The sequence below is a fragment of the Prevotella sp. 10(H) genome, from assembly GCF_000711235.1.
Classification (GTDB): Bacteria; Bacteroidota; Bacteroidia; order Bacteroidales; family Dysgonomonadaceae; genus Dysgonomonas.
In genome coordinates this window covers 287,828-304,439 of the sequence record NZ_JOMI01000007.1, presented here as the reverse complement: position 1 = coordinate 304,439, position 16,612 = coordinate 287,828, and the positions used below count along the sequence as shown (strand labels likewise).

14 protein-coding genes and 1 tRNA gene are annotated in these 16,612 nt (G+C 37.2%); all 15 read right to left on the bottom strand.

Annotated features, from left to right (window positions below):
• Positions 1-82: 82 nt before the first annotated feature.
• Positions 83-156: transfer RNA gene (locus tag K348_RS0112815), tRNA-Asn, on the bottom strand.
• Positions 157-273: 117 nt separating this feature from the next.
• Complete coding sequence (locus K348_RS0112810) at positions 274-1,086, bottom strand: aminoglycoside phosphotransferase family protein (RefSeq protein ID WP_029905338.1); 813 nt, start codon at positions 1,084-1,086, stop codon at positions 274-276.
• A gap of 81 nt (positions 1,087-1,167) precedes the next feature.
• Positions 1,168-2,187, bottom strand: coding sequence for a hypothetical protein (locus tag K348_RS0112805; RefSeq protein WP_029905337.1), 1,020 nt, complete (start codon positions 2,185-2,187; stop codon positions 1,168-1,170).
• 247 nt (positions 2,188-2,434) lie between these two features.
• A complete protein-coding gene (locus tag K348_RS0112800) occupies positions 2,435-3,055 on the bottom strand; it encodes a hypothetical protein (RefSeq protein ID WP_156032881.1) in 621 nt (206 codons plus the stop codon).
• A 1-nt stretch (position 3,056) separates the two neighbouring features.
• Positions 3,057-4,139 carry an RHS repeat domain-containing protein gene (locus tag K348_RS18830; RefSeq protein ID WP_051697856.1) on the bottom strand — a complete coding sequence of 361 codons (1,083 nt, stop codon included), beginning with the start codon at positions 4,137-4,139 and terminating at the stop codon, positions 3,057-3,059.
• Positions 4,140-4,474: 335 nt separating this feature from the next.
• Complete coding sequence (locus K348_RS0112790; protein ID WP_029905334.1) at positions 4,475-4,966, bottom strand: hypothetical protein; 492 nt, start codon at positions 4,964-4,966, stop codon at positions 4,475-4,477.
• Between the two features lies 1 nt (position 4,967).
• Positions 4,968-5,453, bottom strand: a complete 486-nt coding sequence (locus K348_RS0112785) for an RHS repeat domain-containing protein (RefSeq protein WP_051697855.1) — start codon at positions 5,451-5,453, stop codon at positions 4,968-4,970.
• A 105-nt stretch (positions 5,454-5,558) separates the two neighbouring features.
• Positions 5,559-5,939: a hypothetical protein gene (locus K348_RS0112780; protein WP_029905332.1), complete on the bottom strand. Its 381-nt coding sequence runs from the start codon at positions 5,937-5,939 to the stop codon at positions 5,559-5,561.
• Between the two features lie 11 nt (positions 5,940-5,950).
• Positions 5,951-6,880 carry an RHS repeat-associated core domain-containing protein gene (locus tag K348_RS0112775; protein WP_029905331.1) on the bottom strand — a complete coding sequence of 310 codons (930 nt, stop codon included), beginning with the start codon at positions 6,878-6,880 and terminating at the stop codon, positions 5,951-5,953.
• Between the two features lie 13 nt (positions 6,881-6,893).
• A complete protein-coding gene (locus K348_RS0112770) occupies positions 6,894-7,226 on the bottom strand; it encodes a hypothetical protein (protein ID WP_029905330.1) in 333 nt (110 codons plus the stop codon).
• Positions 7,223-8,281: an RHS repeat domain-containing protein gene (locus tag K348_RS18825; RefSeq protein ID WP_051697854.1), complete on the bottom strand. Its 1,059-nt coding sequence runs from the start codon at positions 8,279-8,281 to the stop codon at positions 7,223-7,225. The genes K348_RS0112770 and K348_RS18825 overlap by 4 nt, the downstream gene beginning before the upstream one ends.
• Positions 8,282-8,455: 174 nt before the next feature.
• The gene (locus K348_RS0112760; RefSeq protein WP_156032878.1) at positions 8,456-8,776 is read right to left on the bottom strand and encodes a hypothetical protein; all 321 of its coding nucleotides are present in this window, start codon (positions 8,774-8,776) and stop codon (positions 8,456-8,458) included.
• Between the two features lie 73 nt (positions 8,777-8,849).
• Positions 8,850-12,395 carry a DUF6443 domain-containing protein gene (locus tag K348_RS0112755; RefSeq protein WP_197027659.1) on the bottom strand — a complete coding sequence of 1,182 codons (3,546 nt, stop codon included), beginning with the start codon at positions 12,393-12,395 and terminating at the stop codon, positions 8,850-8,852.
• Positions 12,396-12,405: 10 nt separating this feature from the next.
• Positions 12,406-15,372, bottom strand: a complete 2,967-nt coding sequence (locus tag K348_RS0112750; RefSeq protein ID WP_029905326.1) for a hypothetical protein — start codon at positions 15,370-15,372, stop codon at positions 12,406-12,408.
• 17 nt (positions 15,373-15,389) lie between these two features.
• Entirely contained in the window at positions 15,390-16,544 is a 1,155-nt protein-coding gene (locus K348_RS0112745) for a T9SS type A sorting domain-containing protein (RefSeq protein ID WP_029905325.1), read from the bottom strand.
• Between the last annotated feature and the right edge of the window lie 68 nt (positions 16,545-16,612).

Sequence of the window (16,612 nt, the reverse complement as noted above, 5' to 3'; positions counted from 1 at the left end):
TGAAGATTCAGTATAAGCCTACCGAATGTAATAATATTAGTATTAAAATATAAAAAGCAGCTACATATTATAGCTGCTTTTGCTCTTCCTCTTGGACTTGAACCAAGGACCCTCTGATTAACAGTCAGATGCTCTAACCGACTGAGCTAAGGAAGAATTTCATTAATTCGGGTGCAAATATAATAATATTTATTTATATGCATAGTAAACTAGATAAAACTTTTTAAGAATAATATAATAAGAAGGCTCTTTCCCGCAGCAGTTTTCCGGTAATCACCAGCGGCTCAATTCTTTTAATGCCTCATGAACAATTTCTAAACGGAAGTTTGCATTTTCCTCATCCTTATCATCTAAAAACCATATTGCCGATAATCCGGCAAAAGCGATAGTCCATTCTAAAAGATTCTTCTCCGGAATGTCTGCCATTTTGCTGATTACACTTATTTGCTTCATCAATCGTCCGTTGCCCAAAGCAATTTCTTTTTCCGGATTACATAAAACATTTACATAATCAAAAGCCCTACACCCGACTAATCCCTTAGGGTCAATAGCCAGCCAGCCCCTTTTATCAGAATAAAGAATATTCTTATGATGTATATCGCCATGAAGTACAACTACATTGTCCTGCTCATTCAATAACTGCCGGGCTATATCTCTGCATGTTTTGAAAATGCCTCCGTATTTTGTTGCCGAATTAAATAAATCCTGAAACCAAACATCCAATGTCACTAATTCAGGAAAAGGCGGCCTGCTGTTTGAATGAAGCAGTTTTACAACATCGCATATAATCTTTGTAGCTTCATCATCCTGACCGTTAAATGCCATCTCATATAAAGAACGGCTACCATCAATTCTTTCCATAAGGATAGCCATATCATCCGATTCGAATACCTGCGCCGCTCCTTTCCCGTTCCACCACACCATCAGTTTGTTTCCTCTTTCTTCTTCCGATACATATGCTATTTTCAGCATAACGGACATATTATTATGCACAACAGGTTGTAACAGGCTTGTATAAGTCTGTATACTTTCTCCGTCGGGCAATAATTCCCATTTATCGCAATAGTAATTCAGATCTTTATTCATTTGATGACTATTTTCTTATACCTGTTAAAAAAAGAGCGGCTTATCCCTGACAAGCCGCTCTCCTGTTCTGCCTAAAGATAATTAAAGTCCGTTATATGCATCGACCATATATCGGTAATAATCCTGTACTTTAGTATAATGTTTTTTCAAATGTCTCTGGCGGGCGGTTTTGACAGTTTCCTTCATTATAGTGTCTACATCCGTTATTTCTTTATTCGGGTCTAGATACTCTAAAAAATTATCCGCATTATTCATCGCTTCTGCCATATATTCATAAAAGCGCTGGAAACGGTCTTCTGCATTCTGCCCTTTCGATAATGCAGTCTTAATGGCAGGCGTTATTACCTTGTCTTTTTCACATGCTGCACGAATAGCCGCAATATCAGCTTTTACAGCTTCGGCATCAGGCTCTTCCTGTCTGCATTTCGACATAAGCTGCGACACTGCAATCAGATTAGTCTTCATCGGCACGACAACTGTAGCCAAAGGATGTGTTTTCAGGATCACTACTTCGGCACGGTCACCGGCAGCAGATGCCAGATCCATTGTGTTGTTAAAGAGGCTGTTTATATTTTCATACGAAGCCAGAAATTCGTCAAACAAGGCCGTGTATTTGGAATATGTTTCGTCATCTTCCTTATATTGTTTTGTCTTAAAATACTCTTGCACAGTATGGCAACGTTCTTTTGCGGTTTCAAATTCCTTATTAATATTGTCTATCCCTTCCAGTATAGCCGCCTTCTCAGGAAATGACGGAGCAAGGGTTGCCTTGGCCTTCATCTTGTCTACAAGGTCGGCACGCAACGGCCTTATATTATTACATGCAGCACCATAAGCGGTCGTATTAGGGTTCTGGGCAACGGAATTTATTGTATTTTCGAAACGTTCGAGGCAATCCGCTACATCCTTTATCTCACCCAGTTGCTCGTTGTAGATATCTACAACTCCATTCGTCATTTCAATTATTTTACCGGCAGTAGCTTTAGTCATTGTAGCCGGTGCAGCTTTCTTGGTTGTGCCGGTTGTTTTCTTTTGAGCAAAAGAGTTCATTGCTGTTAAAGACAAAAGTCCCGCAATAATAAGTAGGTAATGTTTCTTCATATTGTGTTAATTAGTAAATATAATATTTTGTAAAATTAATATATATTCTATAATTTAATGTTAAATAGCTAGAATAAGTTCTAAATATTGATAATTGGAAAAGGTAACAAAAGTAACATATTTTATAGCTTTAGTTTCCCTTTGCTTTATAAAGCAAAAAGGTATGATATAGATAAGCAATCTTCTCATTAATTCTCATGTAGAATTAATGAGAAGATTGCTATTACAATAACAAAAAGTAAAAATATCACTCTGGAATAATATAATATCCATTTGGAATAGAAAAATCAGATGAATTTGAAGACCACTCCCATACATTCACATTAAAAACATTCTGATGAGTAATATTTAACCCGAACTTATCTTTATAATGGAATTTTAATGTGGGTAAAATCTTCATAACATTTATAGTATTATCTTGTTCTTTGTAAAATTTAAGTTCTATAGTAGAAGTTGCTGCTATATTACAAGAAGAAGAAATTAGAATACTTTCATGAGCAGGTAAAATAATATATTTCTCATCATTTACAATTCCATCTTTTAAATAATAAAAACACATCTCTTTTTTAAATTTTTTTCCTTCAAATAAATATGTTATATATATAAATGAGCTATCAGGATATATCATTTTTTTATTTTCAGACTTGTTAATCAATTCTATTTTTGCTTCAAGGAATGGCGCATCAATTGTAACTGACTCATAGATAGATATATTTGTTGTATCTGTACCATTAGTTATTCTTTTCGTATTTAAACCCCGTCTCAATTTTGATATATCCATCTCTTGAATATCCATTTGCACTTGAGCATTAACTACGATAAAGCAATTTACTAATATTGCACATAAAATAAATATATACTTACACATTTTACTTAATTTTTAAAGGCGCATTAATAGATGTTTTCAAAAAAGAATGATTTACTCCAGGTACTATAATTTTCAGTGAATTTGCATAGTTAGCCATCATTCTTTTATAATTAGATGATGTTTTTTCCCAGGAAGAATGTTTTGCTTGAGCTGAAAGTGCCCTAATTTCTGACTGCTCCACAGACATCTTTTTCATTCTAGAAACTCCTAAATTTTTAAAATCATCCCCATGTGTGTTTTCATGAACAAAGGAGCTAACTATATCGTAAACTTGATCTGCAACACCATCTCTTGATAAGTTATTCAAATTTAATTTAATATAATTATCTGTTATTTCATTATTTATGGAAGCTACTTTGTTTTGCATTAAATATTTACCCTTGTCTGCAACCAATCTTCTATTTTGAGGATTATAATGTCTATAAATATTTACAGATGCTTTTTCAGTAATTCCAGATTTAGAATGGAGATCAGAATTTGCAACACCCATTTTATGGTCAATAGTCCCATCACCATTACTATTTTTCGACCAAGAGTTATCCTCCATAACCCTTACTTTAAAAGAATTCGGATCATTATCAGTACCTAAATAAGTTCCTTGTCTATTAGGATAATCGTCATAGTACATTCCCGTCGGGTCAATAAACTTCAATGGATTATTCGCCACATACGCATACGGACTAATCGAATAATACTTTTCCGCATGTGGATCGACCGTACTAAACCTACCTATACCCGGCTCATAAAACCTGGCACTGTAATCATACATATTCAGCTGGTGATTCTGATCCAGCTCCTTACCGTTGTACTTATACGGCTGCTTACCCTGTTCTGTTGTTGAGTTCTCTGCATAGGCCATACCGAAAGGATAGTAATGGTTGGTCTGTATGGCTGTTCCTCTTTGATCGGCTACAACACGGTTATTACCCAGATGGTCGGTCATAAAGAAATAGTAAGTACTGCCCTCTATATAGCCGCCGTCAATCAGTATGCGTTTCAGTTTGCCGTTTTCGTAGACTTTATTGCCTACATAGTCGGTGGTTTTGTCTGGCTCTACCTGTGCGGCAAACGGAGCGGTTGCCATGACGGTTGCCGTCTGCAGGTTGATATCGCTTTCGTGTATTACTTTCAGTTTCTGACCTCCTGCCGAGTACGTGTATTTTATCCGCCCTTTGGTGTGCGGGTTGGCTATCTCTATAGATTGAGGTAAATTTAAGTAATTATACTAATATAAGAAAAGGTAACAAAAATAACAGGTTTTGTAAGTGTTTATTCTTTGTTACTTTTTTACTTTTTTACGTTAAGCAAACTATATAGAGTATAGATAAAGAATCCTGCCGATAATGATAAGGGTAGGATTGTTGTTTTATAGTAGGTTGTAATTCTAAAGGACGAAAAAATAGATTGCAAATCTATTACTCAGATATCTTTTGCCAACATCTTGTTCAATATTAGTGACGCTGGATTATATAATGTTATATTTTCCTCATTAATAGTAAAACCCTGAGCAATACATTCAAACATATTATCATGGAAAGTCAAAATGTAATGTTTGTATTTATACCATTTTTCTTGATTATAATATGGATGTATTTTGTCTATATTTTGAAGCTCTTTTATAAAATCAGAATTTTTTAATTCATAGAAAGAATAAGATTTAATTCCGAGTTTACTATAGGGATGCCCCTGTATTGTTTCATTACCAGGCATTCCAAACGTATATTTAATATATTTATCAAACTTGAAAACAACTACTCCTGAATCGTATATTATATTTCTTTGATGTAATGCCAACATGTCATCTATATCCATATAGAAAACAATAAATAACTCTGTATCATTAGATATAATTGTAGGAGAAGGGGCTCCCTTATCCATACAAAACAAGCCTTTAATTTCTATTAATTCCATTTTAAAAATTATCTATATATTGAGGTGGTATCAATTCAGATAACCAAACTCCATTTTCTTCTTTATATGTGTAAGCATATGGTGACCAAGAGTAGAACTTCTCCGCTTTGGGGTCTACCGTACTAAACCTACCTATCCCCGGCTCATAAAACCTAGCCGAGTAATCATACATATTCAGCTGGTGATTCTGATCCAGCTCTTTACCATTGTACTTATACGGCTGCTTACCCTGTTCTGTTGTTGAATTCTCTGCATAGGCCATTCCGAACGGATAATAATGATTGGTCTGTATGGCTGTTCCTCTTTGGTCGGCTACCACACGGTTGTTACCCAGATGGTCGGTCATAAAGAAGTAGTAAGCGCTGCCCTCTATATAGCCCCCGTCTATCAGTATGCGTTTCAGCTTACCGTTTTCGTAGACTTTATTGCCTACATAGTCGGTAGTTTTGTCTGGCTCTACCAGTGCTGCAAACGGAGCGGTTGTCATAATCGTCTATAACACGGGGTAAATTTAACGAATTATACTAATATAGTAAAAGATAATAAAGGTAACAGATATTATTTTTTACTATTTAATTTATATTACACAATTCTAAGATTTAAAAAAATGAATACTTCCAATTACTAGAGGAAAAATTAAAATAATCCAAAATACAATTAATAGACCTTTAATAAAGGCACTTTTCCTATTTTCATTTTCCCATTGAGTTTTCACTATTTTATACTTATTTTTCGTAAAAACAAAAAATAGATTTATTACCATTACAATTATAGATAATGGAATAAATAGTAACATAAACTCTTCTTTATTATTCAGTTTAATTAGATTAGATATACTCAGTAAAAATAAAAAAACAGATAATTGCATTCCTGAAATTATAGCTGAAGCGTATATCTCAGGATTTGTTTTATCTAATTCTTTTTTTTCATAAAAAGAGCAGATGCGATAAAAAATATAATTAAATAATGACATATGTTATATTTTTAAAATGGACCAAGGAATGTAGGATAAACTATACCCCCTGTAATCTCTGTATATGGCATTAAAGCATGCGTTCGCCATTTTTCTCTCCCCGGTTCTGTAAGGAACCAATATGCAGATATTCCAGCTCCTACAGGACCCGCAAATCCAACCCCTGTCATTACGCCATCAATACTGCTTTTAAAAGTCGCAGCAGCGTCTTGCGAGTCTATTGCACTATATAAACTATAAGCATTGGTGCCTACACTTATCCATGAGAGTACGCTACTACCTGCCTTTGCATATCCGCCCAATTTAACACCTGACATAAAAGTAGCCTTAGCATTTTTCACTAGAGTTCCACTATGACTTCGTCCTCCCATATATGCCAAATTATAAGCTTTGCTTCCTAATCTAAATTTCCCTGAGTTAGCTAACTCCATATCAGACATATAATTACCCCAGATTGCTGCGGTTCCAAGTGACATAAGCCCTGTACCTAATCCGATTCCTTCTTTAGCACCGAATCCTTGAAAGTCTTTCCACGATTTTCCGTCTATACTAAAGTCTGAAGACTCGTCGTCAAAAATCGCATAATCATTTTCCGATACACTTTCTATACGTGTCCATTTGTCCCCAAACTCTTGTGAGTCGATACTTTCTCCCGATTTTAAAGCGAGCAATACTTTTTCTATTTCCTCAGGATTATTTGTAGACCACCAATCCATTCCCGTAGGATCAATATACTTCAATGGATTATTCCCTACATAGGCATATGGAGACCAGCTATAATACTTTTCCGCCAACGGGTCTACCGTACTAAACCTACCTATCCCCGGCTCATAAAACTTCGCACTATAATCATACATATTCAGCTGGTGATTCTGATCCAATTTCTTACCGTTGTACTTATACGATTGAATATCTGTACCCGTAGAAACAGCGTACAGCATCCCAATTGGATACCTACTTTACTTGAGTCTCGAATTTTTTATACGAACCATCACCTTTTTTTATTATAATAAATGGTTCTCCTTTTTTCTTGATTATAGAATCACCTATAGATGCATATTTCCATGAGTTTATATAATATGCCGAATAAAAATCATTTTCTAATCCTTCTATTTTAAATCGATAAAGATGATGATTTTTCGTATCTATATAAATATTTAAAATAACTGAACTAAACTCACTTTTTTCGTTGTACTCTGCAATACTTTCATTATTTCCTGTGCAATTATTATTAAAGATAATCTGCATAATTAAAAATAGATATAAAAGTATTTTATATTTTTTCATTTTTTATATAAATAAAATGTTGTAGGAGTATAAGAAGTCATATTAGTATATCCAAAAGGAATAGGACCTACAGTTGCTCCATGAGAATTAATTTTCCAATTATTCCCATCAACAAAAACTGGTACAGAATTTATTACGGTACCATTAGGTGTCCGACATTTCATATCCTTAAAAACTTTAACCTGATCTTTAGATTGTCCCCCTGTAATGAATGATAAACTAAAATTTTCAACATCACTTGTACCTTCCATTGAAGTAGCAGTAGGGCTTAGTGGTCCTTGGTAAACTCCAGTTTGACCTACAAACGAAGCTGATACATCAAGTCCATAGCCGAAAGCTAAAGATGGTTGAATAAAAGCCCCATCCTTTCCTATTACGCCTATTGTTATATTAAACGAAACGCCAATGCCAACAATTGCTGTTCCAGAAAAAGAATATCCGGCATAATCATTTCTACTTTTTGGCCTATTACGCTCAATTATAACCTCATTTAATTCTTGATCTTGAATAAAAACATTTCCATTTCCTCCAGGATGAATTATCATTTTCCCTTCAACCAAATTTGGCTTACCATTAGGGTTTACATGTATTGTATCTGTGCCTAATGGATCAATAATTTTAATTGGATTATTAGCTGCGTAAACATACGGAGACATAGAATAATACTTTTCTGCATGCGGATCCACCGTACTAAACCTACCTATACTTGGCTCATAAAACCTGGCACTGTAATCATACATATTCAGCTGATGATTCTGATCCAGTTCCTTACCGTTATACTTATAAGGCTGCTTACCCTGTTCTGTTGTCGAGTTCTCTGCATAGGCCATACCGAAAGGATAATAATGGTTGGTCTGTATGGCTGTTCCTCTTTGATCGGCTACAACACGGTTGTTACCCAGATGGTCGGTCATAAAGAAGTAGTAAGCGCTGCCCTCTATATAGCCGCCGTCTATCAGTATGCGTTTCAGCTTGCCGTTTTCGTAGACTTTGTTTCCTACATAGTCGGTGGTTTTGTCTGGCTCTACCTGTGCGGCAAACGGAGCGGTTGCCATGACGGTTGCCGTCTGCAGGTTGATATCGCTTTCGTGTATTACTTTCAGTTTCTGACCTCCTGCCGAGTACGTGTATTTTATCCGCCCTTTGGTCTGCGGGTTGGCTATCTCTATAGCACGGGGTAAATTTAAATAATTATATTAATATTGGAAAAGGTAACAAAAGTAACATGTTTACTTCTTATCGTTATTTATTTCCTGACCTAATATAAAATAGTATATTCTATCTCCCCTATATACATATATTGAATCTGACGATCTAGGTTTGTATATAGAATCTCCTATATGTAAAAAACTTTCAATATCACAATTACAGAACTCGTAATTACGTGTAAGTGAAGAAATAGATACTTTCTGTCCATCTGATAAATGAAAAAGAGTAGTTCCTACATATCCTTTACTCATTCCTTTATATATAATTTTTCCTTTATATAGGTTAGATGTAGTTTCCATTTCGGCATACATTAAGTCTTCTTTTTTACGTCTATTGTCCATATCTTCTTCACTATGATTATATAAATATATAACGGATAAGATTATTAATAAAGATATTATAAAATTTATTAAACTATTTTTTTTCTTCATCTTTATATGAATTAGTTTTGAAACCTTTTGTGTTATTTTCTTGAACACCTACAGTCATATTCTTAAAAATCTTACCTAATGACCCAAATAATTTATCTGTACCAACTCCGACAGATGCTCCGACCCCATAATTATCTATTTTACCACCATGTTTTGATTTCGATTGAGCTTTAGAAACACTTCCACTTACAAATTTAGACGTTGGCATTGCTACATCCAATGATATTTCTGTGGATGGACCTTCCATATCACTTCCTCTAAATCTATTCTCATTCTCCGCATGTACTGTTTCTACGACAGCATTAGCAGATAATTCAACATTCGTCTCAACACCAACTGAGCCTGTAGCATAAAATTGAGGACCACTATCTTTTCCTTTAATTACTATATACATTGATAATTTCCCTTCTGCAAATGCTCCTAAGGCAGCTTTTCCACCAACAGAAATTCCAACAGCTGTAGGAGCCATATTATACAAAGCCTCTTCTATTTTTTTACCCATAGATGCTCCGTATGGATATTTCTGATTAAGATAAGCTTGATTGACTTGTGTTTTATTTCCTAAAGGTGAAGTAATAGGAAAACCAACTTGTTTTCCATCAGGATCAATAAATTTAATTGGATTATTTGCTGTATACGCATATGGACTAATACTATAATACTTTTCCGCCAATGGGTCCACCGTACTAAACCTACCTATCCCCGGCTCATAAAACCTAGCCGAGTAATCATACATATTCAGCTGGTGATGCTGATCCAATTCCTTACCGTTGTACTTATAAGGCTGCTTACCCTGTTCTGTTGTCGAGTTCTCTGCATAGGCCATTCCGAACGGATAATAATGGTTGGTCTGTATGGCTGTTCCTCTTTGATTGGCTACTACACGGTTGTTACCCAGATGGTCGGTCATAAAGAAGTAGTAAGCGCTGCCCTCTATATAGCCGCCGTCTATCAGTATGCGTTTCAGCTTGCCGTTTTCGTAGACTTTATTGCCTACATAGTCGGTGGTTTTGTCTGGCTCTACCTGTGCTGCAAAAGGCGCGGTTGCCATAATCGTTGCTGTCTGCAGGTTGATATCGCTTTCGTGGATTACTTTCAGTTTCTGTCCTGCCGCCGAATAGGTGTATTTTATCCGCCCTTTGGTATTGAGGTTATCTATCTCTATAGATTGGGGTAAATTTAACGAATTATATTTGATTTGGGTAATCCCCTTGTTCAAATCTTTTACCATCGCCCCGTTTTTGTTGTAGGTATATTCTATGCCTGTACCCTTCTTGTCCTTGAAGTCGGCAGAGGCCGCGTTGGTCACATCGGGCGCATTGTCGGTTACGTTGATCAGCTGGTTACCGGTATACTTCATGGTCAGGTTATCTATCGACTGGTTACTGTCCAGAGATGCCGTAGCCATACCCCGCCTATGCAAGGTCATGATATTACCTTGTTTATCATAGGTATAATTTACATTATATTTTCCTCCTATGGTTACCCCGTTGTAAGCAGAATGTGTAAGCCTGGACAGGGCATCGTACTTGAAGCGGTTGCTGCGCATGGCCTCTGTGCCTGCTTTCCACTCCATACCCGAGATATTACCGCTGAAAGACCGCTTATAGTCGGAATCGGAATAGGCGTGGGCTGTCACTTTATCGTTATAGAAAAGCGTCTGGCTGAACAACGGGCTGGTTATCGACTTAGTCCATGAGCGTATGTTGTAGGTATAATTGGATTTCAGGCTGGCAGTGCCTGCTTTCTGGCTCGATTTGAGCCGGCCCTGTTCGTCGTATTCGTTCCATGCAAGAACCACTTCTGGTCCTGTGTTCAGCTTATGTTTGGTTTCTACTAGGCGTCCGGCATGGTCGTACAGGTAGCTGTAGGTTTCTGTCTGGGTGGTCTGGCCTGTGGCGGCATGTACATGCATCTTCTTTACCGGCTGGCCTGTGAAGTTGTAGGCGAGGTACTCTTTTTCGGTTCCCCCCAGATGGTTGTTGGATTTGACCTGCACGGGCTGCCCTTTGTTATCGTAGTACATCACCGAGTACAGGTAGGTGCCCGATAGGGTGCCGTCGGATTGCTGCTGGGCGGTTAGGGTGCCGGTAAGGAGTCCTTTGCTTTTATAGGCGTTTGCAGGCTGGTGATCGCCATAGCAGACGCCGTAGCCGCTTTGGGCTTTGTATTCGGTTTCTGTCGACGAAAATTCAGCCATACTACGGAAATTATAGTTATCGTAATAATTGACAGACAGAATCTTAGGGTTCTCTATACTCAATGTATTTAACGAGCCGGCAGTCTGGCCCACCTTTACGTTGTATCCCTGATGGGTACCTGAACTGGTAAATTCGGCCCTGATTATATAATTATCGAAACGTCCGGCTTTTATTGTAGCCTTATTCACGGTTGTACATATTCCCGTCAGCACCGGACGCCCGAAAGCATCAGGAATAGAGAATGCCCATTCTCCTTTGAGGCGTTGTTCTCCATCCTGGGTGAAAATAAGGCGGTCGGCCTTGTCGTAGACGTAGAAAATACTATCCGCTCCGGGAAGCTTTTTTATGACACAACGGTTACGGTTGTCGTATTTGTAGAGGTATCCGAGCAGTTCAATCAGTTCGCCTTTAACACCAACTTTATTGATGGTATCGGCGGCCAGGGGTGGTAACACATAACTCAAGTTACCAAAGTCATCGTATACATAGTAAGTATCGTGTGCGCTTCCATTGATCTGGCGGGTGAGGACTACCTGTCCCAGCTTGTCTTTAAATTCATAGGTGATGTTATCGTCTTCGTCTGATAATTTGGTAACATATAACTCGCCGGCGGCATAAGGTGTACTGCTTTTGGAAAGCCCTGTGGATGTTCCCGAGCCGGTTACCTTAAACAATACGCAGGATAATTCTCCGCTGGCGGTATTGGTCAGATATTCTGTCCTGACGGATTTTTTACCTGTATACCATTCTTTACCGGGACCGTATTGTTCCCGGATGCGGTTCAGGGGCGAAGGTTCATATACAGGTTTGGAATAAGCTGAATCTTTATTGTAAGTGGTAAGGGCTTTTTCCTTGAAACTCGCGAAGGACTGGTAAGCTCCATTATTGCCCGGCACCACGGCCGGTAGCCAGCTATTGCTTTCACGCCCCAAGCCGTCGTATTGCTGATAGCTTACCAGGTCGGCTACAGAAGGGGTGATACCGCGCTGAACAACCTGTTCGGGACGGCCCAGCCCGTCGAAGTACTGGATGCTTTCCATGTAGCGACTGCCTTCGGCGTTGGTATAGGTCTTGGTCTGGATATAGTTCTGACTGCTACTCAAGGAGCTGCTCTTGCCTGCGAAGGGGTCACAGGTAGAGGGATTGACACTCAGTGTTAGGGATTTACCTGTTGCGGCTGTAAAAACAAAGCCCGGCTTGAGCTGGATGGTCTGACAGGCCAGCTCGCTACCGCCTTGTGTATGCTCACTGCTAAGGATTATACTGCTTTGAGACGATAATCCCACAGATAATAATAAGAAATATAAAGAAAAGATATATTTTTTCATAGTATGTAGATTACTGGTTCTGATAATGATACTTGTATTCCTGAACGGTCTTGCCATTGACATCTTTAGTACGTAGCAGACGTCCGAAACTGTCGTATTCGTAATAATTTATTAATCCAGATGGGGTAGTAATATCAGTTACACCCACTAATGGCTGGTAATTAAATATAGTTACAAAAGCTTTAGGTAACTTATTACGTAATAGATTCAATTTAGCCATATCTGGAGGGTTGGTATTTGAAAATGCTTCCGCTGTCATGCCCAATTGTGCTTCCACTTCGGCTAAAGTAGCGTTCTTTATCTCTGCTACCGGGTAAAGCTTATTGAATGACCATAGATAGGTAGTTATTAATCCGTCAAGACTCGTAAATTGTAAAAGATTGCCTTTTGTATCATATTCGTCATACGTAATGATTGTTCTTAAATCTGAAACGCCAGAAGTGGATGACTGAATAGAGGATGGTAAAACGGAGTTATCATAAATAATTTTTATCCTGCTTGTCTCCAGATTATCCATTTTTTGAACAGACTCTATAACTGTAGACATCATATTTTTACTATACAATTGTGAGCCTGATAACGGGTAAAAAACTTCATTTGTCAACTTCTTACCTGAACTACTTGTTTTTGTGGTTAATTTTATCCTGTTAAATTGGTCATATTCATATGTTTCTTTTACTATATATTCTTTCTCTTTTATCTCCTTTGCTACCAACAAGTCTGTTCCCATATGAATTTTATACTTGATATAATCGTATAGTTGTGAAACATGATTGTATACATTATATGTATCTGATAGATTAATTGATTCATTTATATAAAAACCTTCAGAAAATGTTACTTTCTGTTCCACCTTCATCCCCTCAAAATAACTGTTATTCGGAGTTGGATTATAGGTATAGATTTCTTCCTTTATGATAGTATTTTGATTATTAAATATTTTTCGGTTAGTTAGTACTGGTTGATATCCAATTTTATATTCATTTATTTTCAATTTGTAATATGGAGTGCCGTATTTTGACCAATAACTTATTCCCACTTGGCCACCAAGACTCATAGAACCTGAGGCATATTGTTGTGGTATACTGTAACTTGAAATAATTTTCCCATTACTATTATATCCACTTTCAGTTTCTTCATATGTATATTTTGTTACTGTATTATAATAAACTCTGAAATCACCATAATCAGAATCTATCAAATCGGTAGCAAAGGTTCTTACACCATCGTATCTGTAGCCCGGTGTACATCCGCCACAAGGTTGGTATAATTTCGATATTGATACACTGGTATTTGTAAAATGCGCTTCGGTCATTTTAAGGTTTTCATATCCTATACCGTTTTCTTCTTCGCCGTATTTGTATTCTGTAACTAGTTGAGGACTATTAGAATCAGCGGTCGAAATTATCTTCTTTATCCTTTGTCCTCCTCCTGTTATATATGTTTTAGCATATTTATCGTAATAACATTTATGGGGTTCGTAAATATATTCTGTTCGGCCACCAGTAGGATATGTTATTGTTTTTAGAGAAAAATAATGCGGTCTTAGATTTTTCTTCCTGTCAAATGCGTAACTAGAAACCTCTGAGGATGCCCAGTCTCCAATACTTCTCATTACTTCTGTGTATTTATCTATTGAATATAATATATTATAATTCTTAAATTTATCATGAAGGAAGTATTTAGATGTTACTGAACTTGGATTTTTTGCTGCCTCATTTGTATAATAACCCCATTGATCTGATGTAACTGTAAGGTTCGTTTTTATAGGGGGATCGTAATATGTCAGAGTATATTTTTTTTCAACATTTACAGCATCCATTACTTTTACTTCTTTCAAAAGGCAATGCCAGCTTGAAATTGTAGGTTTATCATACTCAAATTTTATCTTTTTTATTAATGCACCTTTTTTATCTTTAATAGTTATTTCGTTAACTATATTCTTAGGTAAGCCACTTGCTCCTCTTGTAAAAGTTATTGTCTCATTATCAGTATTTATAGTTGATATCATCAACTCTTCATAATAGATTTTTGACATTGAATTATAAATTAGCCTATTAGGTTTGATACTGGCATCGTTATATGGAGTTACGCCTACATGGCTAGCATATGCATAAGCCTGATTTATAGTCACTCCCGTTGAATAACGTGATAAAGTTGTATATCTCTGATATGTGAAATTGACTGTTTCATTATAAGGAGTAACTATTTTAGAGGCGACCCATGCCGAATTTTCCTTTTCCCCTGTGTTGCCATCTATTACAACTGTTTCAATATTAGCTGCCGTACCTCCGAAATAATATTTATTACCTTGATCATCATCAATGATAATTTCAGAGTATGCACTATTCACTGATATTTTATGAGGCTTTTTTTCAATTATTTGTGGACTTCTATTTTGTCCCAATATAAAATGACCGTTATTATTATACAACATATAAGTAAAAAGGTCATATTCAGAGTCAAAATAACTATTAACCGCACTAAATAAAGGAGCAGGATAGTTTTTAGAATGGAATAATCTTGATAAATACTGATCGCTTTTAAATTTTGACTGCCTTGATTCATTATCAAAGTTTACCATACTGAACATCGAATATTTATTATCCGGTTTTCCGTTTATTTTGCGAGTCACTCTGGCTCCTCCGGCACTTAAGCTCCAACCAGCTCCTACATCTCCATCTATTTTTGCGTCCTTAACTCCATCAGATGTGATATAGTAACATTCAGGATCATATTTTATCCCCGAAGCATGATAAGATAAATTGACAGGTATGACTAAATCTTTCAGTTTTATTTCATATAAGGGTATATTTATTTCTGCTGTTCCTGTATATTCATTTACTGGATATTCTACATATTTTTCAAAAATTTGAGATTGAGGTGAGGATGGTATAACTTTAGGAATATAATCTTGAGCATTTACCGGAATTATATATATTATCTGGATAATTATCCATGTTATTATTTTTCTCATAGTATTTCATCTTCATTTTACTTTTTAATAACCACCTGATTAACCGTAATCCCATTAGCCGTAATCCTCAACACATAATTTCTCGGATGCAACACCGAACAGTCGATCGTCTGGTGGTATGTACCTTTGACCTGTCTTTCGGCCTTGGTCCTCCTGACTGGCATGCCGTCCATAGAATATAGTTCGAAGGATACCTGCGCATCCTGCTTCAACTCATATTCAAGATTCATAACCGATTCTACCGGATTGGGATAAATCCTGCACTCGAGGATATCTTCAAGCTTTACTGTTTTGCTATCAACTGCTTGTTCCTGTTGTTGCTTTTCTTTATTTTCCATATCCCACATCTCTTCCAACAGAGCCAGATTCTCCGGATCGGTATCCAGATAAAGATGATCCTGCGGTGGAAAGAAAAAGGCGGTGGAGAAAACCTCTGTGCTGTCCGACTGATTTAAGCTCCTGACTGTCTCGAAAACCGGATAGCGGTAACCTTTGCTATACCAGCGGCAGGTCTCCACAAGGCGTACTTCCTGATTGGGAGTGTTGACTGCATTATCCTGCGGTATATTCTCTATGGTCTGCACTGTCTTTAATCTCAGTACTGGATCCAGGGTGTCGCCTGTAGGAAGGACAAGCTTACCGTAGGCATCGGCTTTGGTTGTTACCTGTCCCCGTGTATGGATGGGGATAGTTGATGAATAAAGGCCTTTGGATTCGTAATCCGAAACTACGGCATCCCCGTAATTGAAAGGATAGGTAACATGCAATACAGGACGGGTATATTTCAGTTCTACTGCAGGGTTTTCATGACCTGTCTGGCAGAGGCTGTCGCCATGCATATGGTAATAATACATCGTGTTGTGTTCTGTGCCAACGATCAGTTCGTTTTCTGCTGTTTTATCTTTCCTGAAGTGTTTATCTCCTAAGATGTAGATGCTGTCGCCCTGTACAGGAGGCAACTCATAACTGAGGGTATAGGCTTCATTCAGGGTCTTCAGGTTGCTGAAGTCCCAAAGGCGGTTGGTGCCCGAGGGTCCGGGATCGCGGTATTCAACCTGTTGTTTGACAAGGGTATCTCCTGAACGCAGGTGGTAATGATGACTGCTAAGCTGGCTATGGCAGGGTAAGGACAGAAATCCGACGGCCAAAAGCAACAATGTGTATGATTTCATATATGAATCGGTTAGATATTTATTTTAGTGTTTTATGTTAGTCTCCTGTCAGGAATCAATCAGACCAG

Excerpts from the sequence above, each read along its gene's own strand:
- K348_RS0112760 (WP_156032878.1), bottom strand. The coding sequence starts at position 8,776 with ATGGACAATAGACGTAAAAAAGAAGACTTAATGTATGCCGAAATGGAA.
- K348_RS0112810 (WP_029905338.1), bottom strand. The coding sequence starts at position 1,086 with ATGAATAAAGATCTGAATTACTATTGCGATAAATGGGAATTATTGCCC.
- K348_RS18825 (WP_051697854.1), bottom strand. The coding sequence starts at position 8,281 with ATGGCAACCGCTCCGTTTGCCGCACAGGTAGAGCCAGACAAAACCACC.
- K348_RS0112800 (WP_156032881.1), bottom strand. The coding sequence starts at position 3,055 with ATGTGTAAGTATATATTTATTTTATGTGCAATATTAGTAAATTGCTTT.
- K348_RS0112770 (WP_029905330.1), bottom strand. The coding sequence starts at position 7,226 with ATGAAAAAATATAAAATACTTTTATATCTATTTTTAATTATGCAGATT.
- K348_RS0112745 (WP_029905325.1), bottom strand. The coding sequence starts at position 16,544 with ATGAAATCATACACATTGTTGCTTTTGGCCGTCGGATTTCTGTCCTTA.
- K348_RS0112790 (WP_029905334.1), bottom strand. The coding sequence starts at position 4,966 with ATGGAATTAATAGAAATTAAAGGCTTGTTTTGTATGGATAAGGGAGCC.
- K348_RS0112805 (WP_029905337.1), bottom strand. The coding sequence starts at position 2,187 with ATGAAGAAACATTACCTACTTATTATTGCGGGACTTTTGTCTTTAACA.
- K348_RS0112775 (WP_029905331.1), bottom strand. The coding sequence starts at position 6,880 with ATGCTGTACGCTGTTTCTACGGGTACAGATATTCAATCGTATAAGTAC.
- K348_RS0112780 (WP_029905332.1), bottom strand. The coding sequence starts at position 5,939 with ATGTCATTATTTAATTATATTTTTTATCGCATCTGCTCTTTTTATGAA.
- K348_RS18830 (WP_051697856.1), bottom strand. The coding sequence starts at position 4,139 with ATGGCAACCGCTCCGTTTGCCGCACAGGTAGAGCCAGACAAAACCACC.
- K348_RS0112755 (WP_197027659.1), bottom strand. The coding sequence starts at position 12,395 with ATGAAAAAATATATCTTTTCTTTATATTTCTTATTATTATCTGTGGGA.
- K348_RS0112785 (WP_051697855.1), bottom strand. The coding sequence starts at position 5,453 with ATGACAACCGCTCCGTTTGCAGCACTGGTAGAGCCAGACAAAACTACC.
- K348_RS0112750 (WP_029905326.1), bottom strand. The coding sequence starts at position 15,372 with ATGAGAAAAATAATAACATGGATAATTATCCAGATAATATATATAATT.